Annotated in this window: 16 protein-coding genes; 7 read left to right on the forward strand and 9 right to left on the reverse strand. The window is 74.0% G+C overall.

Annotation, left to right across the window (positions count from 1 at the left end; translation table 11 throughout):
* Positions 1 to 52 precede the first annotated feature (52 nt).
* On the reverse strand, positions 53 to 1,273 hold the full coding sequence (locus tag RVR_RS04780) for a site-2 protease family protein (protein ID WP_202232641.1): 1,221 nt from the start codon (positions 1,271 to 1,273) through the stop codon (positions 53 to 55).
* Between the two features lie 133 nt (positions 1,274 to 1,406).
* On the opposite strand from RVR_RS04780, the gene RVR_RS04785 reads away from it, so the two are divergent.
* Together RVR_RS04785 and RVR_RS04790 are read left to right on the forward strand one after the other, a co-directional pair.
* Positions 1,407 to 2,441, forward strand: coding sequence for a RecB family exonuclease (locus tag RVR_RS04785; protein ID WP_237404572.1), 1,035 nt, complete (start codon positions 1,407 to 1,409; stop codon positions 2,439 to 2,441).
* Positions 2,442 to 2,514: 73 nt separating this feature from the next.
* On the forward strand, positions 2,515 to 3,186 hold the full coding sequence (locus tag RVR_RS04790) for a response regulator (RefSeq protein WP_202232642.1): 672 nt from the start codon (positions 2,515 to 2,517) through the stop codon (positions 3,184 to 3,186).
* 92 nt (positions 3,187 to 3,278) lie between these two features.
* Here RVR_RS04790 and RVR_RS04795 read toward each other — a convergent pair whose 3' ends face one another.
* The 3 genes from RVR_RS04795 to metH form a co-directional block, all read right to left on the reverse strand.
* On the reverse strand, positions 3,279 to 4,874 hold the full coding sequence (locus RVR_RS04795) for an ABC transporter substrate-binding protein (RefSeq protein WP_202232643.1): 1,596 nt from the start codon (positions 4,872 to 4,874) through the stop codon (positions 3,279 to 3,281).
* A gap of 211 nt (positions 4,875 to 5,085) precedes the next feature.
* A complete protein-coding gene (locus RVR_RS04800) occupies positions 5,086 to 5,793 on the reverse strand; it encodes an HAD family hydrolase (RefSeq protein ID WP_202232644.1) in 708 nt (235 codons plus the stop codon).
* Between the two features lie 141 nt (positions 5,794 to 5,934).
* The gene (gene metH / locus RVR_RS04805) at positions 5,935 to 9,465 is read right to left on the reverse strand and encodes a methionine synthase (protein WP_202232645.1); all 3,531 of its coding nucleotides are present in this window, start codon (positions 9,463 to 9,465) and stop codon (positions 5,935 to 5,937) included.
* Between the two features lie 285 nt (positions 9,466 to 9,750).
* On the opposite strand from metH, the gene RVR_RS04810 reads away from it, so the two are divergent.
* The 4 genes from RVR_RS04810 to RVR_RS04825 all read left to right on the forward strand — a co-directional run bounded on the left by RVR_RS04810 (position 9,751) and on the right by RVR_RS04825 (position 15,009).
* A complete protein-coding gene (locus tag RVR_RS04810; protein WP_202232646.1) occupies positions 9,751 to 10,515 on the forward strand; it encodes an IclR family transcriptional regulator in 765 nt (254 codons plus the stop codon).
* Positions 10,516 to 10,732: 217 nt separating this feature from the next.
* Positions 10,733 to 11,611, forward strand: coding sequence for an MIP/aquaporin family protein (locus tag RVR_RS04815; RefSeq protein ID WP_202232647.1), 879 nt, complete (start codon positions 10,733 to 10,735; stop codon positions 11,609 to 11,611).
* A 262-nt stretch (positions 11,612 to 11,873) separates the two neighbouring features.
* Positions 11,874 to 13,388 (forward strand): glycerol kinase GlpK, encoded by a 1,515-nt coding sequence (glpK, locus tag RVR_RS04820; RefSeq protein WP_237405237.1) that lies wholly within the window; start codon positions 11,874 to 11,876, stop codon positions 13,386 to 13,388.
* Positions 13,389 to 13,395: 7 nt separating this feature from the next.
* Positions 13,396 to 15,009, forward strand: coding sequence for a glycerol-3-phosphate dehydrogenase/oxidase (locus RVR_RS04825; RefSeq protein ID WP_202232649.1), 1,614 nt, complete (start codon positions 13,396 to 13,398; stop codon positions 15,007 to 15,009).
* 151 nt (positions 15,010 to 15,160) lie between these two features.
* On the opposite strand, the gene RVR_RS04830 is transcribed toward RVR_RS04825, so the two are convergent.
* Positions 15,161 to 15,931, reverse strand: coding sequence for a nucleotidyltransferase family protein (locus RVR_RS04830; protein ID WP_202232650.1), 771 nt, complete (start codon positions 15,929 to 15,931; stop codon positions 15,161 to 15,163).
* Positions 15,932 to 16,096: 165 nt separating this feature from the next.
* Here RVR_RS04830 and RVR_RS04835 point away from each other — a divergent pair, with 165 nt between their 5' ends.
* On the forward strand, positions 16,097 to 16,768 hold the full coding sequence (locus RVR_RS04835) for a FadR/GntR family transcriptional regulator (protein ID WP_202232651.1): 672 nt from the start codon (positions 16,097 to 16,099) through the stop codon (positions 16,766 to 16,768).
* Positions 16,769 to 16,928: 160 nt separating this feature from the next.
* On the opposite strand, the gene RVR_RS04840 is transcribed toward RVR_RS04835, so the two are convergent.
* The 4 genes from RVR_RS04840 to RVR_RS04855 all read right to left on the reverse strand — a co-directional run bounded on the left by RVR_RS04840 (position 16,929) and on the right by RVR_RS04855 (position 21,412).
* Positions 16,929 to 17,804: an amidohydrolase family protein gene (locus tag RVR_RS04840; RefSeq protein WP_202232652.1), complete on the reverse strand. Its 876-nt coding sequence runs from the start codon at positions 17,802 to 17,804 to the stop codon at positions 16,929 to 16,931.
* A gap of 8 nt (positions 17,805 to 17,812) precedes the next feature.
* A complete protein-coding gene (locus tag RVR_RS04845) occupies positions 17,813 to 18,823 on the reverse strand; it encodes an aldo/keto reductase (RefSeq protein ID WP_202232653.1) in 1,011 nt (336 codons plus the stop codon).
* 430 nt (positions 18,824 to 19,253) lie between these two features.
* On the reverse strand, positions 19,254 to 20,099 hold the full coding sequence (locus RVR_RS04850; protein ID WP_202232654.1) for an SDR family NAD(P)-dependent oxidoreductase: 846 nt from the start codon (positions 20,097 to 20,099) through the stop codon (positions 19,254 to 19,256).
* Positions 20,096 to 21,412, reverse strand: coding sequence for an L-fuconate dehydratase (locus RVR_RS04855; RefSeq protein WP_202232655.1), 1,317 nt, complete (start codon positions 21,410 to 21,412; stop codon positions 20,096 to 20,098). Before RVR_RS04855 ends, RVR_RS04850 begins: the two co-directional genes overlap by 4 nt.
* Positions 21,413 to 21,475 lie beyond the last annotated feature (63 nt).

Consider the following 21,475-nt stretch of genomic DNA (forward strand, 5'->3'; position numbering starts at 1 on the left):
GCCGCTCCCGACCGCGCCCGCGGGGCCGCGCCCGAGCGCGTCCGCGCCGCGGTCAGGCGGCCCGGGACATCGCGGCGACGAAGGCCCGCTCGACGTCCGCGGTGGACAGCACCCCGTAGATCTCCCCGGTGGGCTCGACCACGAGGTACTCCGTGGAGGGGGTGGCGCGCAGGGTGTCGAGGAGGTCCTCGCCGGTGAGGTCGGCCGAGACCCGCATCCCGGGGCGCAGGTCGTGCGACAGGCCGCTGACCGCGACCCAGGGGCGGCGGTGCTCGGGGACCGAGATGATCGCCGACTCGCGGACCAGGGCCGTCGGGTCGCCCTTGCCGTCCACGACGACCAGGGCGCGGGCGCCCGCCTCGTTGGCCCGGCGCAGCGCCTCGGACAGCGGGGTGTCGGAGGAGACCGGGACGGCCCGCCGGGTCAGGGTGCGGGCCCGCAGGTCCGGCAGGCGCTCGCGCAGCCGGGCCATCCGCAGCCCGTTGCCGGCGCCGGTCCACATGATCGCGGCGAGGACCGCGGCGAGCAGGGCGTCGGTGAGGGAGTCCGCGCCGCTCTCGCCGTTGCCGCGGAGGTAGGAGAGCATCGGCATGCCGATCAGGACGGCGAGGGCGAGCACCCGCCCGGCCCACGCCGCCGCGACGGTGCCCTTCATCGGGTCGCCGCTGGCCTTCCAGACCACCGCCCGCAGCATGCGGCCGCCGTCCAGCGGCAGTCCGGGCAGGAAGTTGAAGATCGCCACGATCAGGTTGCTGACCATCAGCCCCGCGAGCAGCACCCCGGGGACGGTGCCGCGGTCCACGAGCTGCATCCCGCCGAAGAAGGCGCCGGACAGCAGCAGCGACAGCAGCGGCCCGACGAAGGCGAGCACGAACTCCCGGCCGGGGGTGTCGGAGTCCTTCTCGATCTCCGACACGCCGCCGAAGAACTGGAGCTGGATGCGGCGCACCGGCAGGTCGAACCGGATCGCGGCCACCGTGTGGGCCAGCTCGTGGACGAGCACGGAGGCGTAGAAGGCGACCGCGAAGAAGAGCGACACCAGGTAGCGGGCGCGGCCGAGTTCGGGCAGCACCGTGTCGAGCTGCCCGCCGAACACCCAGGTGATCAGCGCGGCGACCAGGAACCAGCTCGGGGCGACGTAGATCGGCACGCCGAGGAACCGGCCCATCAGGATGCCGCCGCCGGGCTCCCTGGGCTGCTTGTCGGTGCCGTCGCCGCCGCCTCGGCCCGGCGCGCGGGTGCTCCGGGACGGCGGACCGCCGCTCTCGCTCACTGGTTCCCCTTCTGAAAACAGACCCCCGTGCCGATCATGCGGCACGAGGGGCATCACACCCATGATATTGCCCCGTCGCACGGCACACACCGGCGCGTGTCCGTGTCGGTGCCAGGCCGTAAGGTCGTCTGCCATGGGGACCCCCACCGACAGCACCCGCCCGGGCGGCAGCGCGCCGTCCGATCCCGCGCGGCCGGCCGCCGCGCCGACCACCGCCGCAGACCCCGCGCCGACCACCGCGACCGGCCCCGCGCCGGTCCCGCCCGGCCGCACCTCCCCCGAGCACGGCGCCCCCGAGCACGGCGCCCCCGAGGCCGGCGGCCCCCGCGGCGGGCTGCCGCCCCGCCCGCCGGCGTCCCTGTCGCCGTCGCGCGCGGCGGACTTCATGCGCTGCCCGCTGCTGTACCGGCTGCGGGTGATCGACCGGCTGCCGGAGAAGCCGAGCGAGGCGGCCACCCGCGGCACCGTCGTGCACGCGGTGCTGGAGCGGCTGTTCGACGCCCCCGCGGCCGAGCGCACCGCCGAGCGGGCCCGGGCGCTGGTGCCCGGTGAGTGGCAGCGGCTGCTGGCGGCCCGCCCGGAGCTGGCCGGGCTGTTCACCGCGGCCGAGGGCGCGCTCGACGACGCGGCGCTGTCGGCCTGGCTGGCCAGCGCCGAGCGGCTGGTGGAACGCTGGTTCACGCTGGAGGACCCGACCCGCCTGGAGCCCGCCGAGCGCGAGCTGTACGTGGAGACGGTGCTGGAGTCCGGCCTGACGCTGCGCGGCTACGTCGACCGGCTGGACGTGGCCCCGGCCACCGGGGACCTGCGGGTGGTGGACTACAAGACCGGCAAGGCGCCCCGCCCGGAGTACGCCGACGAGCCGCTGTTCCAGATGCGCTTCTACGCCCTGGTGCTGTGGCGCTTGCGCGGGGTGGTGCCGCGCCGGCTCCAACTGGTCTACCTCGGCAGCGGCGACGTGCGGACCTACGACCCGTCGCCGGAGGACCTGCTGCGCACCGAGCGGCGGCTGCTGGCGCTGTGGGAGGCGATCCGGCAGGCGACGGCCAGCGGTGACTGGCGGCCGCGGCGCACCCCGCTGTGCGGCTGGTGCGACCACCAGGCGCTGTGCCCGGAGTTCGGGGGCACTCCCCCGCCCTACCCGCTGGCGCGCGCCGGTGGCGCGTGACGGTGGCGCGTGACGGCCTGCCGGGCGGGGGGCCGTGGGCGAGAATGGTCCGGTCGAGCGAAGAGGAGTACCCGTGGCGATCCGCGTCCTGCTGGTGGACGATCAGCCCCTGTTGCGCACCGGCTTCCGGATGATCCTGGAGGCGGAGCCGGACCTGGCCGTGGTCGGCGAGGCCGGTGACGGGCAGCAGGCCCTGGACCAGGTGCGGGCGTTGCAGCCCGACGTGGTGCTGATGGACATCCGCATGCCCCGGATGGACGGCGTCGAGGCGACCCGGCAGATCACCGGCCCGGACCGGTCGGGCCCGGCGAAGGTGCTGGTGCTGACCACCTTCGACCTGGACGAGTACGTCGTGGAGGCGCTGCGCGCCGGCGCCAGCGGCTTCCTGCTCAAGGACGCGCCGGCCGCGGAACTGGTGCAGGCGATCCGGGTGGTGGCGGCCGGCGAGGCGATGCTCGCGCCGAGCATCACCCGGCGGCTGCTGGACAAGTACGCGGGCCGGCTGCCGTCGGGCGAGGAGTCGGTGCCGCAGCCGCTGCACGCGCTGACCGAGCGCGAGGTCGAGGTGCTGAAGCTGGTCGCGCGCGGCCTGTCGAACGCCGAGGTCGCCGCCGAGCTGTTCGTCAGCGAGACCACGGTGAAGACGCACGTCGGCCATGTGCTGACCAAGCTCGGCCTGCGCGACCGGGTCCAGGCGGCGGTGTACGCCTACGAGAGCGGTCTGGTGCGGCCCGGGTCGAGCTGAACTGCCCGGGCTCCCCGCCGTCACGCGGACGCCCCCCGCACCGGGCCCGGAAGGGCCGGTACGGGGGGCGTCCGCGTGACGCGTGCGGGAGGTCAGCCGGAGGCGCCCCGGCCCAGCTCCCAGAACTGCGTGGTGGTCGAGGCGTTGAGCGCCCACTCCGCGCCGGTGATGTCGTTGCGGGCGGCGATGTACTGGTTGGCCTGCCACAGCGGGAGCATCGGCACCTGGTCCGCGACGAGCTTCTGCGCCTCGCCGAAGGCGTCCGTGGTGGCGCTGCGCTCGGCCTGGCGGCGGGTCTCCGGCAGGATCGTGTCGCGGATCTGCGTCAGGTCGAAGGGCAGCGGGATGAACGTCTCCTTGTCGAAGAACGGCGCGATGTAGTTGTCCGGGTCCGGGAAGTCGGGCAGCCAGCTCAGCGCGAAGACCTGGTACTGGCCCTCGCCGGCCGCCTTGAGGAAGGCGTTCCACTGCTCGCTCTTCACCTTGACGTCGAAGAGCCCCGAGGCGTTGAGCTGCTTGGCGATCGTCTCGGCCTCGGCCTGGTTCATCGTGCCGCCGTTGTCGCGGCGGAAGTTGATGGTCAGCGGCACCTTCTCGGTGATGCCGGCGTTCTTCAGCGTCTTCTCCGCGTTCTTGACGCTGGGCTCGCCGTAGGTGTCGTAGAACGAGTTGACGTGCGTGGTGATGCCCTGCGGGACGACCGAGTACAGCGGCACCGCGGTGCGCTGGTAGACGTCGCGGGTGATCGCCTGGCGGTCGATGATCTGGGCCATCGCCTGGCGGACCGCGACCTTCTTCAGCGACGGCGCGTCGGTGTTGAGGAACAGGTAGCGGGCCTCGCCGCCGGAGGACTCGGTGAGCTTGAAGTCCGGGTCGGGGTCGCTCTCCAGCTTCTGGATCTGGTCCGGCGAGATCTGGCGGCTCATGACGTCCAGGTCGCCGGCCTTCAGCGCGTCCTCCATCTTGTTGGAGTCGGCGTACATCTTGAGCGTGACGGCGCTGTTGTGCATCTTCAGGGTGCCGTCGTAGTGGCTGTTCTTGGTGAACACCGCCTGCTTGCCGGCGGTCCAGGAGTCCAGCTTGTACGGGCCGGAGCCGACCAGCCGCCAGCCGGTGTACGGCTTCGTCGCCGGGTACACGCTGCTGTCCACGATCGCGGCGGCGGGGGTGGCGAGCTTCGCGGGGAAGGTCGCGTCGGGCTGCTTGAGGTGGAAGACCACGGTCTGCGCGTCGGGCGCGTCCACGCTCTTGACGTCGGATATGAGCGAGGACGGGCCGTCGGCCCAGTGGATCTTCTGCATCCGGTCGATGGAGAACTTCACGTCCGTGGAGGTGAGGCTGCGGCCGGTGGAGAACTTCTCGCCGTCCCGCATCGTGCACTGGTACGTCAGGCCCGAGGTGCCGTCGTAGTGGCACTCCTTGGCGGCGTCGGGCGTCGGTGTGGTGCTGCCGCGCTGGTAGGTCAGCAGCATCTGGAAGGTGTTGTAGAAGACGTTCCAGGTGGCACTGTCGTAGGACGTGGCCGGGTCGAGCGGCGCCGGGTTGTCCTTGGTCAGCTCGATGCTGTCGGTGGTACCGACGACGATGGGTTTGCCACTGCCGCCGCTGCCGCCGGAACTGCCGCACCCGGAGATCGCGGGTGCCAACGCGCCGAGCAGGGCCGGCAGCACCAGAAGCTTGCGGTTCATCGTTGCTCGTTCTCCTCTTGCGCAAGTGCCGGGGGGCTCATGACGCGCCCGGAAGGCCCAACAGAGCCGCCCGCTCACCCGGGTCACGGGCGTCGGGCGGGAGGCGGCGCGGGGCACGCTGGGGCGACGATACCCAGGTCTCCCGTGATCAGCACCAACGGGTGGGCCTAAAGTCAGCAGTCTGCACAAGCGGAGCGGGCCGGTCGCACACTCAGTGAAGAGCCGTGCGCAGGGAGCGCAGAAAAGGGACGTCGAGGTCCTCCAGGGAGCGCACGACGGTGCGCCCCGGCCCCGGCGGGATCGGCACCACCGAGGGCACCGCCACGACCTGGCAGCCGGCCGCCTCCGCGGAGGCGACGCCGGTGAGGGTGTCCTCGACGACCACGCAGTGCGCGGGGTCCGTGCCGAGGCGCGCGGCGGCGGCCAGGTACGGGTCCGGGTGCGGCTTGGTGCGGCCGATCTCGTCGCCGGCCAGGGTGAAGGAGAAGTGCTCGGGACCGAGCGAGCGCAGCATGACGTCGATGGTGCGGCGGTGCGAGGCGGACACCAGCGCGGTGGGCACGGTGTGCGCGGCCAGTTCGGTGAGCAGCCGCCGGGCGCCGGGCATCAGCGGCGCGCCGCGGGCGACCAGGTGCTCGAAACGGCCGTTGATGGCGGTCATCAGCTCGGCCGCCGGCACCCGGATGCCGGTGACGTCGATCAGGTGGCCCACGCTGCGGGACATCGGGCCGCCCACCACCACGGAGCGGTGCACCTCGTCCAGCACGTGCCCGAGGTCGGCGAAGACCTCGGACTCGGCCGCCCACCACAGCCCCTCGGTGTCGACCAGGGTGCCGTCCAGGTCCAGGAGCACGGCCCAGGGCCCGTCGTCGGGCCCGTCGTCCGCGCGGGTGGCGGCGACCGGGATGCTGCTCGTCATAGGCCCCACTCCTCGGGTCCGGAGGACACGAAGGCCGGTCGCCGCACCCCGCGACACGCGCGGGGAGGCGACCGGCCCCTGCCGGACCGTCCAGTGTACGTCGGGGCCCTTCGGCCCGCTGGACAACGGATGAACCGCTGGTCAACGGGCGTTGAAGTACTTCGCCTCCGGGTGGTGGATGATGATCGCGTCGGTGGACTGCTCGGGGTGGAGCTGGAACTCCTCGGAGAGCTTGACCCCGATCCGCTCCGGCTCCAGCAGGCCGGCGATCTTGGCCCGGTCCTCCAGGTCGGGGCAGGCCCCGTAGCCCAGGGAGAAGCGGGCGCCGCGGTACTTCAGGTCGAACATGTCCACCACGTCCGCCGGGTCCTCGCCGGCGTAGCCCAGCTCGGCCCTGACCCGGGCGTGCCAGTACTCGGCCAGCGCCTCGGCGAGCTGGACGGACAGGCCGTGCAGCTCCAGGTAGTCGCGGTAGGAGTCGGCGGCGAACAGCTCGTTGGCCGCCTCGGAGACCCGGTTGCCGACGGTGACCACCTGGAAGCCGACCACGTCGGTCTCGCCGGAGTCCTCGGGGCGGAAGAAGTCCGCCAGGCACAGCCGCCGGCCGCGCCGCTGCCGCGGGAAGGTGAACCGGGTGCGCTCGGTGCCGTCCTCGTGCAGCACGATCAGGTCGTCGCCCTTGGAGACGCACGGGAAGTAGCCGTAGGTGACGGCCGCCTCCAGCAGGTGCTCGGACTGGAGCTTGGTCAGCAGCCCGCGCAGCCGGGGCCGCCCCTCGGTCTCCACCAGTTCCTCGTAGCCGGGTCCGTCGGCGCGCGACTGCTTCAGGCCCCACTGGCCCTTGAAGAGCGCGCCCTCGTCCAGCCAGGAGGCGTAGTCGGCGAGCTGGATGCCCTTGACCACCCGGCTGCCCCAGAACGGCGGGGCCGGCACGGGGTTGTCCACCGCGACGTCGGAGCGGACCTGGCCGAGGTTCGGCTCCTGCGGCTCCTCCGGCTGCTCCCGCTTCGGCACCCGGCGGGCCTTCAGCTCCGGCAGCGCCGCGCCGGGCACGCCGCGCTTCACGCCGATCAGCGCGTCCATCAGCCGCAGCCCCTCGAAGGCGTCGCGGGCGTAGCGCACCTCGCCGGCGTAGATCTCGTGCAGGTCCTGCTCGACGTAGGCGCGGGTGAGGGCGGCGCCGCCCAGGATCACCGGGTAGGTGGCGGCCAGGCCGCGCTGGTTCAGCTCCTCCAGGTTCTCCTTCATGATCACCGTGGACTTCACCAGCAGCCCGGACATGCCGATCACGTCGGCGCGGTTCTCCTGGGCGGCCTCCAGGATCGAGGAGACCGGCTGCTTGATGCCCAGGTTGACGACGTTGTAGCCGTTGTTGGACAGGATGATGTCGACCAGGTTCTTGCCGATGTCGTGCACGTCGCCGCGCACGGTGGCGAGCACGATCGTGCCCTTGCCGGCCTCCTCGCCGTCGGCCACCTTCTCCATGTGCGGCTCCAGGTAGGCCACCGCGGTCTTCATCACCTCGGCGGACTGGAGCACGAACGGCAGTTGCATCTGGCCGGAGCCGAACAGCTCGCCGACCACCTTCATGCCGGCCAGCAGCGTGTCGTTGACGATGTCCAGGGCGGAGCGCTCGGTCAGCGCCTCGTCCAGGTCCGCGGCCAGGCCGTTCTTCTCGCCGTCGATGATCCGGCGCTGGAGGCGCTCCTCCAGCGGCAGCGCCATCAGCTCCTCGGCGCGGCCGGCCTTCAGCGACTTGGAGTCGACGCCCTCGAAGAGCTGCATCAGCTTCTGCAGCGGGTCGTACCCCTCGGCGCGCTTGTCGTAGACGAGGTCGTACGCGGTCCGGCGCTGCTCCTCGGGGATGCGGGCGATCGGCAGGATCTTGGCGGCGTGCACGATCGCGGAGTCCAGCCCGGCCTTGACGCACTCGTCGAGGAAGACCGAGTTGAGCACGGTGCGGGCGGCCGGGTTGAGGCCGAAGGAGATGTTGGACAGGCCCAGCGTGGTCTGCACGTCGGGGTGGCGGCGCTTGAGCTCGCGGATCGCCTCGATGGTGGCGACGCCGTCCTTGCGGGACTCCTCCTGGCCGGTGCAGATGGTGAAGGTCAGGCAGTCGATGAGGATGTCGGACTCGCGGATGCCCCAGTTGCCGGTGAGGTCGGCGATCAGCCGCTCGGCGATCTCGACCTTCTTCTCCGCGGTCCGCGCCTGCCCCTCCTCGTCGATGGTCAGGGCGATCAGGGCCGCGCCGTGCTCGGCGGCCAGCGCGGTGACGCGGGCGAAGCGGGACTCGGGGCCGTCGCCGTCCTCGTAGTTGACGGAGTTGAGCACCGCGCGGCCGCCGAGCTTCTCCAGCCCCGCCTTCAGCACGTCCACCTCGGTGGAGTCCAGCACGATCGGCAGGGTGGAGGCGGTGGCGAAGCGGCCGGCGATCTCGGACATGTCGGCGACGCCGTCCCGGCCGACGTAGTCCACGCACACGTCGAGCAGGTGGGCGCCCTCGCGGATCTGGTCGCGGGCCATCTCCACGCAGTCCTCCCAGCGGCCCTCCAGCATCGCCTCGCGGAACTTCTTCGAGCCGTTGGCGTTGGTCCGCTCGCCGATGGCCAGGTAGGACGTGTCCTGGCGGAACGGCACGGTCTGGTAGAGGGAGGAGGCGCCGGGCTCCGGACGCGGGTCGCGCGGCGCGATGTCGTGGCCGCCGATCCGGTCCACCAGCTCGCGCAGGTGCTCGGGGGTGGTGCCGCAGCAGCCGCCGACCAGGGACAGGCCGTACTCCTGGGCGAACGTCTCGTGCGCGTCGGCGAGTTCGGAGGGGGACAGCGGGTAGTGCGCGCCGTCCTTGGTGAGCACCGGCAGGCCGGCGTTGGGCATGCAGGTCAGCGGGATGCGGGAGTGGCGGGCGAGGTAGCGCAGGTGCTCGCTCATCTCGGCGGGGCCGGTGGAGCAGTTCAGGCCGATCAGGTCGATGCCGAGCGGTTCCAGCGCGGTCAGCGCGGCGCCGATCTCGGAGCCGAGCAGCATGGTGCCGGTGGTCTCCACGGCGACCGAGCAGATCAGCGGGAGGTTGACGCCGGCGGCGGCCATCGCCCGGCGCGAGCCGACCAGGGCGGCCTTGACCTGGAGCAGGTCCTGCATGGTCTCCACGACCAGCGCGTCGGCGCCGCCGGTGATCAGCCCGGCCGCGTTGGCCTGGTAGCCGTCGCGCAGCGTCGAGTAGTCGATGTGGCCGAGGGTCGGCAGCTTGGTGCCGGGGCCGATCGAGCCGAGCACGAAGCGGCGGCGGCCGTCGGCGGCGAAGCCGTCGGCGACCTCGCGGGCCAGCCGGGCGCCGGCCGCGGACAGCTCCTCGATCCGCTCGGGGATGTCGTACTCGCTCATCGCCGCGTGGTTGGCGCCGAAGGTGTTGGTCTCGACGCAGTCGACGCCGGCCTGGAAGTACGCCTCGTGCACGGAGCGGACGATGTCCGGGCGGGTGACGTTGAGGATCTCGTTGCAGCCCTCGAGCTGCTGGAAGTCGTCGAGCGTCGGGTCCTGCGCCTGGAGCATGGTGCCCATCGCGCCGTCGGCGACGACGATGCGGGAGGCCAGTGCCTCCCGGAACGCGGTGACCCTCGCCGCGTCGTGCGCGGACGCGGCGGGACTGGACGAGGGGGACGGCAAAGCCATGGGTGCTCCCTGGAGTGCGACGGCTGTCGGCTATGCGCCGCCGAGCCCCGGGGGCACGGCACGCACCACGCCAGCGTAGCGGGCGCGGCCGGAAAGGCTCAGGCGATTCCAGGTGGCGGACGGGTGGCACGGGTGGGGTGCGCTCCCTGGTCTGCCATGATGAAGAATGACGAAGGTCGACATTGTCGACCCGGGGCATCGCCGACCGCCCTCGTTCCGGCCACACCGGCCGGAATCCGCGGCGGCCGGCGACCCGCACCGTCCCGCACTTCTTGGAGCGCCGCCATGCCAGGTCCCATCCAGTCACTGGAACGCGCCGCGGCGATCCTGCGGCTGCTGGCGGGCGGCGAGCGGCGGCTGGGGCTGTCGGACGTGGCGTCCTCGCTCGGCCTGGCCAAGGGCACCGCGCACGGCATCCTGCGCACCCTCCAGCAGGAGGGCTTCGTCGAGCAGGACCCGGTGTCGGGGAAGTACCAGCTCGGCGCCGAGCTTCTGCGGCTGGGCAACAGCTTCCTGGACGTGCACGAACTGCGGGCCCGCGCCCTGGTGTGGACCGACGACCTGGCCAGGTCCAGCGGCGAGGCCGCCTACCTGGGGGTGCTGCACCAGCAGGGCGTGCTGGTCGTGCACCACGTCTTCCGGCCGGACGACAGCCGGCAGGTGCTGGAGGTCGGCGCCATGCAGCCGCTGCACAGCACCGCGCTCGGCAAGGTGCTCGCGGCCTACGACCCGGTCGCCCACAGCGAGGCGGCCGAGGGCGAGCGGGCCGCGCTGACCGGGCGGACGGTGACGGCGGCCGAGGACTTCGAGGCGGTGCTCGACCTGACCCGGGCCCGCGGGTGGGCCGCCGACCTGGAGGAGACCTGGGAGGGCGTGGCGTCGGTCGCGGCCCCCGTCCACGACCGGCGGCGGATGCCGGTCGGCGCGGTGGGCGTCACCGGCGCGGTGGAGCGGGTCTGCGACGGCGACGGGATCAGGCCGCAGCTTGTCGCGGCGGTGCGGGACTGCGCGCGGGCGGTCTCGCGCGACCTGGGCGCCGGCCGGTTCTGAGGCGCCCGCGGGCGGCCGGGGGCGGCCCGCCGGGCGGTCTCCCGGGCGGCCCGCGCGCGGCGCGCCCGGACGGCCGGGCGGCAGGTGGTGCGTCTGGTCCGTCACACGGCTATTGACCTGGTCATCGCGGGGGGCGAGACTTTCGACCTGCGGTCGACAATGTCGAACAACGGACGGATGCCGACCGCGGCTCAGGGACTGGGACAAAGGAGTCGACGTGTCCAACGGCCACATAGTCATCGGCGAGCTCTTCGGTACCGCCGTTCTAATCCTGCTCGGCGGCGGCGTGTGCGCCGCGGTGACCCTCAAACGATCCAAGGCCAAGGACGCCGGCTGGGTGGCGATCTCCTTCGGCTGGGGACTGGCGGTGCTGGGAGGCGCCTACATCGCGAACGGCTACTCGGGCGGCCAGCTCAACCCGGCCGTCACCTTGGGCGTCGCCATCAAGACCGGCGACTGGAGCACCATGCCGTACTACCTGATCGGGGAGTTCGGCGGTGCCCTCATCGGCGCGGTGCTGGTGTGGGCGGCCTACCTCGGCCAGTTCCACGCGCACCTGACCGACCCCGCCGTGGTGGGCCCGGCGGCCGGCACCGCGCCGGACGGCGACACGTCCGGTACCGCGCCCGGCACGGCGGCCACCGCCGCGGCCGACGGGGCCGGCTCCGCGCCGAAGCCGGACCCGGCCGGTCCGACCACCGGCCTCCCCGCGGCGCAGCCCGGCGGCCCGGTGCTCGGGATCTTCTCCACCGGCCCGGAGATCCGCAACCCGGTGCAGAACCTGCTCACCGAGATCATCGCCACCGCGGTGCTGGTGCTGTTCATCCTCACCCAGGGCATGACCAAGGGCCTGGCGCTCAACGGCACGGGCATCCTGCTGACCTCGCTGCTCGTCGTCGGCATCGGCCTCTCGCTCGGCGGGCCCACCGGCTACGCGATCAACCCCGCGCGCGACCTCGGCCCGCGGATCGTGCACGCGCTGCTCCCGCTGCCCAACAAGGGCGGCTCCGACTGGGGATACGCGTGGATTCCGGTGGTCGGCCCGCTTGTCGGCGCCGCGATCGCCGGCGGGCTGTACAGGCTGGCCTTCATGTAGCGCACGCGGCGCGCGCGACCCCTCGCGCGCCGCGGCCGCCCGTACCGACCACCGCCGCCCGCGCACCGCGCACCGCGCACCGCGCACCGCGCACCGCGCACCGGCCGAGCCCACCGCCCACCGACCCGCCCGCACAGGACGCCAGACCCAGCAGGAGCACACCGTGACCGACACCCCGAACGAGACCGGCACCGCCGCCACCGGCACCGCCACCGACTCCGCCCCCCGGAGCGACGGCGGCTGCCACGGCACCGGCCCGTTCATCGCCGCCATCGACCAGGGCACCACGTCCAGCCGCTGCATCGTCTTCGACCGGGACGGCCGGATCGTGGCGGTGGACCAGAAGGAGCACGAACAGATCTTCCCCAAGCCCGGCTGGGTGGAGCACGACGCCGCCGAGATCTGGACCAACGTCCAGGAGGTGGTGGCCGGCGCCGTCCGCAAGGCCGCCCAGGACGTCCCCGGCTTCCAGCCGTCCGACGTCAAGGCGATCGGCATCACCAACCAGCGCGAGACCACCCTGCTGTGGGACCGCCACACCGGCGAGCCGGTGCACAACGCGCTGGTCTGGCAGGACACCCGCACCGACGCGCTCTGCCGCGAGCTGGGCCGCGACGAGGGCCAGGACCGGTTCCGCGCCACCACCGGGCTGCCGCTCGCGTCGTACTTCGCCGGCCCGAAGATCCGCTGGCTGCTGGACAACGTGGCGGGCCTGCGCGAGCGCGCCGAGGCCGGCGACATCCTCTTCGGCACCATGGACTCCTGGGTGATCTGGAACCTCACCGGCGGGGCGGACGGCGGCGTGCACGTCACGGACGTCACCAACGCCTCCCGCACCCTGCTGATGGACCTGCGCACCCTCGACTGGGACCAGGACATCCTCGACGCGATCGGCGTGCCGGCCGCGGTGCTGCCGCGCATCGGCTCCTCCTCGGAGGTCTACGGCACCACGGACGTCGGCGGCCTGTCGGGGGTCCCGGTGGCGTCCGCGCTCGGCGACCAGCAGGCCGCGCTCTTCGGCCAGACCTGCTTCTCCCCGGGCGAGGCCAAGTCCACCTACGGCACCGGCACGTTCATGCTGCTCAACACCGGCGAGACCCCGGTGGACTCCCGCAACGGCCTGATCACCACGGTCGGCTACCGGATCGGCGAGGCCGCCCCCGTCTACGCCCTGGAGGGGTCGATCGCCGTCACCGGCGCCCTGGTGCAGTGGATGCGCGACCAGATGGGCCTGATCAGCACGGCCGCCGAGATCGAGACGCTGGCCCTGACCGTCGAGGACAACGGCGGCGCCTACTTCGTCCCCGCCTTCTCCGGGCTGTTCGCGCCCTACTGGCAGGACGACGCCCGCGGCGTGATCGCGGGGCTCACCCGCTACGTCACCAAGGCGCACATCGCCCGCGCCGTCCTGGAGGCGACCGCCTGGCAGACCCGGGAGATCGCCGACGCGATGACCAAGGACTCCGGGGTCGAGCTGGCCGCCCTGAAGGTCGACGGCGGCATGACCTCCAACAACCTGCTCATGCAGACCCTCGCCGACGTGCTGGCCGCACCCGTGGTGCGCCCCATGGTCGCCGAGACCACCTGCCTGGGCGCGGCCTACGCCGCCGGACTCGCGGTGGGCTTCTGGCCGGACACCGACGCGCTGCGCGCCAACTGGAAGCGCGCGGCGGAATGGACGCCCCGGATGGCCGACGCCGACCGGGAGCGCGAGTACCACAACTGGCGCAAGGCCGTGACCCGGACCATGGGCTGGATCGAAGACGAGGAGCACTGAGAACGCCATGACCACCCTGCAACGCGTCCCCGCGCTGGGGACGCACCCGACCGCCGGCACGAACCCCGGGCGGGCCGAGACCCGCGCCCTGCTCGGGCACGCCACGTACGACCTGCTGGTGATCGGCGGCGGCATCCTCGGCATCACCACCGCCTGGCACGCCGCCCAGTCGGGACTGCGGGTGGCGATGGTGGACGCCGGCGACTTCGCCGGCGCCACCTCCTCGGCCTCCTCCAAGCTGCTGCACGGCGGCCTGCGCTACCTCCAGACCGGAGCGGTGCGGCTGGTCGCCGAGAACCACCTGGAGCGGCGCGCGGTCTCCCACGACGTCGCGCCGCACCTGGCCAACCCGCTCACCTTCTACCTGCCGGTCTACAAGGGCGGCCCGCACGGCGCGGCCAAGCTCGGCGCGGGCGTGTTCGCGTACTCGGCGCTGTCCGCCTTCCGCGACGGCGTCGGCCACGTGATCAGCCCCGCCCGGGCCGCCCGCGACGTGCCCGAGCTGCGCACCGACGACCTGCGCGCGGTCGCGGTCTACGAGGACGGGCAGATGAACGACGCGCGGATGGCGCTGATGACGGTGCGCGCGGCCGTCGAGGCCGGCGCGACCGTGCTCAACCACGCCGAGGTCACCGGGCTGCGCTTCACCCGCGGCCGGGTGACCGGTGCGGACCTGCGGGACCGTACCGACGGCACCGAGTTCGGCGTGGACGCCCGGCTGGTGCTCAACGCCACCGGCCCGTGGGTGGACCACCTGCGGCGGATGGAGGACCCGACGGCGGTGCCGTCGATCCGGCTGTCCAAGGGCGCGCACCTGGTGCTGAAGCGGACCGCGCCGTGGCGCGCGGCGCTGGCCACGCCGATCGACAGGTACCGGATCACCTTCGCCCTGCCGTGGGAGGACATGCTGCTGCTCGGCACCACCGACGAGGCGTACGAGGGCGACCCCGGCGACGTGGCGGTCACCGAGGCGGACACCGCCCAGATCCTGGACGAGGCGGCCTTGTCGGTGCGCGACCACCAGCTCACCCGGGACCTGATCACCTACTCCTTCGCCGGACTGCGGGTGCTGCCCGGCGGGCCCGGCGACACCGCGAAGGCGAAGCGGGAGACGGTGGTCACCGAGGGCCGCGGCGGCATGCTGTCGGTCGCGGGCGGCAAGTGGACCACCTTCCGGCACATCGGCCGCACCGTGATGGCGAAGCTCGCCGAGCTGCCCGGACATCCGCTCGCCGACGACATGGAGCCGCTGTCCCGGCTGCCCAAGCGCGCCCCGCTGCCCGGTTTCGCCAGCCGGGAGGCGGTCGCGCACCGCCTGGTGGTCGACGGCGCCGCGCCCGGCCCGCGAATGGCCGCGGACACCGCGGGACACCTCGCCGGGCACTACGGCTCGCTCGCCTTCGACATCGCCCGTCTGGCCAACGAGGACCCGGCGCTCGCCGAGCGCGTCCACCCGGACGCCCCGGAGATCTGGGCGCAGGTGGTCTACGCCCGCGACCGCGAATGGGCGTACGACGTGGACGACGTGCTGCGGCGGCGCACCACGCTCACCATCCGCGGGCTGGACACGCCGGAGGTGCGGGAGGGCGTGGAGCGCGTCCTGAAGGCGCGCCGGGACTGAGCGGGGCCGGGGCCGGCCGCCGCGGCGGAGGCCCGCCCGGGTCGGCCGGCGGCTCCCGGCGGGGTTGCCGGACGGCTGCTCGCGGCTGGTCGGCACGGCGCAGGGCCGCGGGCGGTCGGCACGGCGCAGGGCCGCGGGCGGTCGGCACGGCTCAGGGCCGGCCGGGGGCCAGCAGCGCGTCGAGTTCCGCGAGGAGCGCGGCGGGGTGCTCGCGTCCGATCCGGTCCAGCAGGGCCAGCCAGCGGCACCGGCCCTCCCGCCACAGGCCGGCGGGCGTCCCCGCGGCGACCGCCTCGACCGTGGCGCGCGGCAGTTCGGCCTCCGCGGCGCGGGACGGCGTCAGCCAGTGCGCGGTGCTCCCCTCGGCCAGGCGGGCCATCCACAGCAGGTGGCGGGCCGCGTGCGCCAGGGCGTCCTGGGCGCGCAGGTGCTCGCCGCGGGCGGTGACATGGGCGGCGAGCACCATCCAGTTCACGAACCGCCCGCACAGGTCGGCGACCTCCTCGGCGGTGCCGGGGAGCGCGGGCCGCTCGGGCAGCGCGGCCAGCACCGGGGCGAGCGCGCCGTCGCGGTCCACCACGACCATCGCGCCGACGGCCGCGCCCCGGGCCGGCCACTCCCCCACCGACGCGATGTCCGCCGTGGTGGCGAAGTGGAACTCGCCGCGGACGGGACCGGGGAAGAGCGCCACATGGGTGCCGAACTCGTTGCGCAGCACCAGGTGGACCGGGGCGACCTCGGCGCACCACGCCGCCGGGTCGAGGGCCGCGCGCGCCTTGGGGTCGAGAAAGAGCCAGAACTCCACGTCGCTGTGCGCGTCGCCCTCGCCCGCCGCGAAGGAGCCGTACATCAGGGCCGCGCGGACGGTCTCGTCGGCGCGGCACAACGCCCGCACCCGGTCGATCAGTTCGTACTGGAGCACGCGGGCCAGTATGGGCGCGCGGCCGGGCCGGCTCCAGCGGTTTCCGGTGCGGTGGCGGCCGCGCGGGGCCGGCGGTGGGACAGGGCGCGGCGCTGACCCCATAATGGGAGACATCGGAGGTCTGGCCCAGCGTGGCGCCGACGGATGGACAACGGGGAGGGCCTGATGGCGGTCACGGACGAGGCGATCGAGAAGATCAAGGACATGATCGTCTCGGGAGCGCTGCGGCCGGGCGACCGGTTGCCCAAGGAGAGCGAGCTGGCGGCCGAGCTGGGGCTGTCCCGCAACTCGCTGCGCGAGGCGGTGCGCGCGCTGTCGCTGATCCGCATCCTGGACGTGCGGCAGGGCGACGGCACCTACGTCACCAGCCTCGACCCCCAGTTGCTGCTGGAGGCGCTGAGCTTCGTGGTGGACTTCCACCGCGACGACACGGTGCTGGAGTTCCTGGCGGTGCGGCGCATCCTCGAACCGGCGGCCACCGCCATGGCGGCGGTCCGGCTCACCCCGGCCGAACTCGACGCGCTGGAGGGCCGGCTGGACGCCCTCGGCACGGCCCCCTCGGTGGAGCAACTGGTCGCCTCCGACCTGGACTTCCACCGCGGCATCGTGCAGGGCTCGGGCAACTCCGTGCTCTGCTCGCTCCTCGACGGCCTGTCCGGCCCCACCACCCGCGCCCGCATCTGGCGCGGGGTCACCCAGGAGGACGCCATCGCCCGCACCCTCCACGAGCACCGGGCGATCCTCACCGCGCTGCGCGACCGCGACCCCGACGCAGCCCGCGCCTGGGCGACGGTCCACGTCGCGAGCGTCGAGCAGTGGCTGCGCTCCACCCTCTGAGGGCGGACCGCGGTCCCCGGCGGACCAGCCCTCAGGACGACGACGCGGCCGCGGGGTCCGGCCCGGCCGGCGGCGCCCGGCGCGCCGCGGTCAAATGGTCACCGGTCCGGGCGGTCTCCCGGAGCCTCGTCCCGGCGGGCCGCGCGGGTCGCCCGGCCGGTCACTCGGTCGCCTGGTCGCTCACCCGCTCGCCCGGTCCGGCCAGGCTGTAGACGCGGAAGGCGTTGCCCCCGAGCACCGCGTCCCGTTCGTCCGGCGTGAGGGCGGCCGTGGCCTGTTCGGCGAGGGCGAACGCGTCGGCGTAGCGGCCGGCGAGCGTGCAGACCGGCCAGTCGGAGCCGAACAGGACCCGGTCGGCCCCGAAGGAGGCGAGCACGTGGCGGGCGTAGGGCAGGACGTCCGCCGGCCGCCAGGACTCGTGGTCCGCCTCGGTCAGCAGCCCGGACAGCTTGCACACCGCGTTCGGGTGGTCGGCGATCCCGGCGACCTGCTCGGCCCACGGCTCCCACCGGCCGGCCGCGATCGGCGGCTTGCCCGCGTGGTCCAGCACGAACCGCACCTCGGGCAGCTCCTCGACCGCGGCGAGCGCCGCGGGCAGCTCCCGCGGGGTGACGAGCAGGTCGTACGCCAGCCCGGCGGCCCCCACCGCGCGCAGCCCGGCGCGCACGTCGGGCCGGTCCAGCCACTGCGGGTCGGCCTCGTCCTGGACCTGGTGCCGGACGCCGACCAGCGGTCCGGCCTCGGCGAGTTCGGCGAGTACGCCGGGCAGCCGGTCGGGGTCGGTGAGGTCGGCCCAGCCGACCACGCCGGCGATCCGGCCGTGCGAGGCGCGGGCGGTGGCGAGCAGGTCCCGGGTCTCGTCGAGCGAGGCGCTGGACTGCACGACGACGGTGGTGTCGATGCCGTGGGCGTCCAGCAGCGGCAGCAGTTCCGGCAGCGCGAAGGTGCGGCGGAGCGGTTCGAGCGCGTCACCCCGCAGCCAGGGCTGCGGGCGGCGGTCGAGGTCCCACAGGTGGTGGTGCGCGTCGATCCTCATCCGGCCGCTCACCTTCCCGCCGCCGGTCGCGCGGACGGCTCGGCCGGCGGTGCCGTGGGCAGCGGCACGTCCGGGTCGAGCAGCCCCCGCTCGACGAGCGCGTGCCACAGGTCGTCGGGGATCTCGCGGTCGAAGAGCGCCGCGTTGTCGCGGGCCTCGGCCTCGTTGGCGGCGCCGACCACCGCGCAGTCCACCGAGGGGTGCGCGAAGGGGTAGCGCAGCGCGGCCGCCCGCAGCGGCACCCCGAACTCGGCGCAGACCCGTTCCAGGCGCCGGGCCCGCTCCACCAGGTGGGCGGGCGCGGCCCGGTAGTCGTAGCGGGCGCCGGGCCGGGGGTCGGCGAGCAGCCCGGAGTTGTAGACGCCGCCGACCACCACCCGCGTGCCCCGCCGCGCGCAGACCGGCAGCAGGTCGTCGTAGGCGGTGCGCTCCAGCAGCGTCCAGCGGCCCGCGCACAGCACCACGTCGACGTCGAGGTCGGCGACGAGGTCGGCCGTCACCCCGCTGTGGTTCATGCCGAAGCCGATCGCCCGCACCACGCCCTGGTCGCGCAGGGCGGCCAGCGCCGGGAAGCCGCTGGCGCGGACCTCCCGCAGGTGGTCCTCGACGTCGTGCAGGAAGACGATGTCCACGCTGTCCACGCCCAGCCGGCGCAGCGAGCCCTCCAAGGTGGCCTCGATCCCGTCGGCGGTGAAGTCCCAGACCCGGGCCCGGGCCGGGTTGTCCACGTATCCCTGGCCGTCCGGGGTCTCGCCGGGGCGCAGGTCGCGCAGCCGCCGGCCGACCTTGGTCGACAGCACGTACGACGCCCGGTCCCGGCCGGCCAGCGCCCGGCCGAGCCGTTCCTCGGCGCGGCCCAGGCCGTAGTGCGGGGCGGTGTCGAGGTACGTCACCTCGCCGGGGAAGGCGTCGAACGCGGCCGCGACCGTGGCCTCGGCCTGCTCGTCGGAGATCGCGGTGTAGAGGTTTCCGAGCGGGGCGCAGCCGAGGCCGAGCCGGGGCAGTGCCGGTACGGGCATGCGGGGGTCTCTCCTTGCGCTGGACGTCAGGGGTGGGCCGCTGCGCGCGGGCGCGGCGGGCCGGCCCCCGGAGGCGGACCGGGTACGGCTGCGGCCGGCCCCGGGGAGCCGGTCCGGCGGATCGTGCCGGTCTCGCGGCGTCCGGCACCGCGCCTCCCGGACGCCGAACCGCCGACGGACGACCCGGTACGAGGACGGTTGTCCGCCGTGCGATCCACGGCCCCGGGCGCCGCGGGCCCGACCGGCGGGATCCGCCGGACCGATCCTAAGGGCTGTCCCGCAGTCCCCGGCGGATCAGCGTGCGGCGTCCGATGCGGTGGATCGCACGGCGGAGGGTCGTCCTCATACCGGATCGTCTGTGGATGAGCCCGGCAACGAAGCGAGGCGCCGTAGCCGTCGTCGCACGCCCGCCGGGGATTGCGGGACAGCCTTAGTCGGCCGCCGGGCGCAGCCGCAGCCCCTGCATGCCGCCGTCCACGGCGAGGGCGGCTCCGGTGACGCTCGCGGCCGCGGGGCTCGCCAGGTAGACGATGGCGGCGGCGACCTCGTCGGCGCTGACCAGGCGGCCCATCGGCTGCCGGGCGGCGAGCGCGGCCCGCTCGGCGGCCGGGTCGTCGGCCTGGTCGAGCAGCCTTCCGACCCACGGCGTGTCGGCGGTCCCGGGGTTGACGCAGTTCACCCGGACGCCCTCGCGCACGTGGTCGGCGGCCATCGCCAGCGTCAGGGAGAGCACGGCGCCCTTGCTGGCGCTGTACAGGGCCCGTTGGGGCAGGCCGGCGGTGGCGGCGATGGAGCAGGTGTGGGTGATCGAGGCGCTGCCGGGCCGGGCGGCCGCGGCCTCGCGCAGGTGCGGCAGGGCGGCGCGCGCGGCCCGGACCAGGCCCAGGACGTTGATGTCCAGCACCCGCCGCCACTCGTCGTCGGCGTTGTCCTCCACGGTGCCGACGGCGCCGATCCCGGCGTTGCCGACGAGGATGTGCAGGCCGCCCAGCTCGGCCGCCGCCTCGGCGACGCCGGCCCGGACCTCCTGGTCGGAGGTCACGTCGGCCCGCACGGGGAGGGTGCCCGCGGGCGCACCGGCGGGGTCGCGGTCCAGGACGGCGACGCGCGCGCCCCGGGCGGCCAGCAGCCGGGCGGTGGCGGCGCCGATCCCGGAGGCGCCACCGGTGACCAGGGCGGACAGCCCGGCGAGGTCCTGGGGGTGGCCGGCGGGAACCCGGGAGGCGGCGGTGGCGGGGGCGGGGAGGTCGGCGGGGGTGTGCGGGGCGTCGGTCATCGGGTCGGCTCCTGTCGGGCCACCCAGACCGGACCGTCCGGGTAGCGGTAGTCGGTGAGGGTGGCGGGCAGCATGCGGGCGGAGAACCCGGGGGAGGCGGGCGCCCGGTAGCGGCCGCCCTCCACCACCGCGGGGTCGGTGAAGTGCTCGTGCAGGTGCGGGACGTACTCGATCACGCGGTCCTCCAAGCTGCCGGAGACGGCCACGTAGTCGAACATCGAGAGGTGCTGGACGAGTTCGCACAGGCCGACCCCGCCCGCGTGCGGGCAGACGGGCACCCCGTACTTGGCGGCGAGCAGCAGGATCGCCACGTTCTCGTTGACGCCGGCCACCCGGGCCGCGTCGATCTGCACGAAGTCCACGGCACCGGCCTGGAGGAGCTGTTTGAACACCACACGGTTGGCGACGTGCTCGCCGGTGGCGACCGGGACCGGCTGCCCGGCCCGCACCGCGGCGTGTCCGAGGATGTCGTCGGGGCTGGTCGGCTCCTCGATCCAGTACGGGTCGTACGGCGCGAGCGCGCGCATCCAGGCGACCGCCTCGGCCACCTCCCAGCGCTGGTTGGCGTCGACCGCGATCCGGATGTCCGGGCCGACCGCCTCCCGGGCCAGCCGCATCCGCCGCAGGTCGTCGCCGAGGTCGGCGCCGACCTTCAGCTTGATCTGGGTGAAGCCGGCCGCGACCGCCTCCCCGGCCAGCCGGGTCAGCTTCTCGTCGCTGTAGCCCAGCCAGCCGGGCTCGGTGGTGTAGGCGGGGTAGCCCTCGCGGCGCAGCAGTTCGGCCCGCGCGGCGCGGCCGGGCTCGGCGCGGCGCAGGATCTCCAGGGCGTCGTCCGCGGTGAGCGCGTCGCCAAGGTAGCGGAAGTCGACGAGGTCGACGAGCTGCTCCGGGGTCATGCCGGCCAGCAGCTCCCACACCGGGCGGCCGGCCTGACGGGCGGCCAGGTCCCAGGCGGCGTTGACGACGGCGCCGGCCGCCATGTGCACCACGCCCTTCTCCGGTCCGAGCCAGCGCAGTTGCGAGTCGTGGGTGAGCAGCCGGTGGAAGCCGCCGAGGTCGCCCGTGACGCCGGCCACGGTGCGGCCCACCACGAAGGGGCGCAGGGCGGCGATCGCGGCGGCGACGACGTCGTTGCCGCGTCCGATCGTGAAGCACAGCCCGTGTCCCGCGAGTCCGTCGGGCGCGTCGGTGCGCAGCACCACGTAGGCGGCGGAGTAGTCGGGGTCGGGGTTCATGGCGTCCGAGCCGTCGAGCTGCTCCGAGGTCGGAAAGCGGATGTCGTGCACCTCGACCCCGGTGATGGTCGGACTCATGCCCACTCCCGTCGCAAGACATCGGATCTCTCTCGGTGATCCGATGTATAGCCGCGAACGGTG

Source organism: Streptomyces sp. SN-593, from assembly GCF_016756395.1.
Taxonomy (GTDB): Bacteria; Actinomycetota; Actinomycetes; order Streptomycetales; family Streptomycetaceae; genus Actinacidiphila; species Actinacidiphila reveromycinica.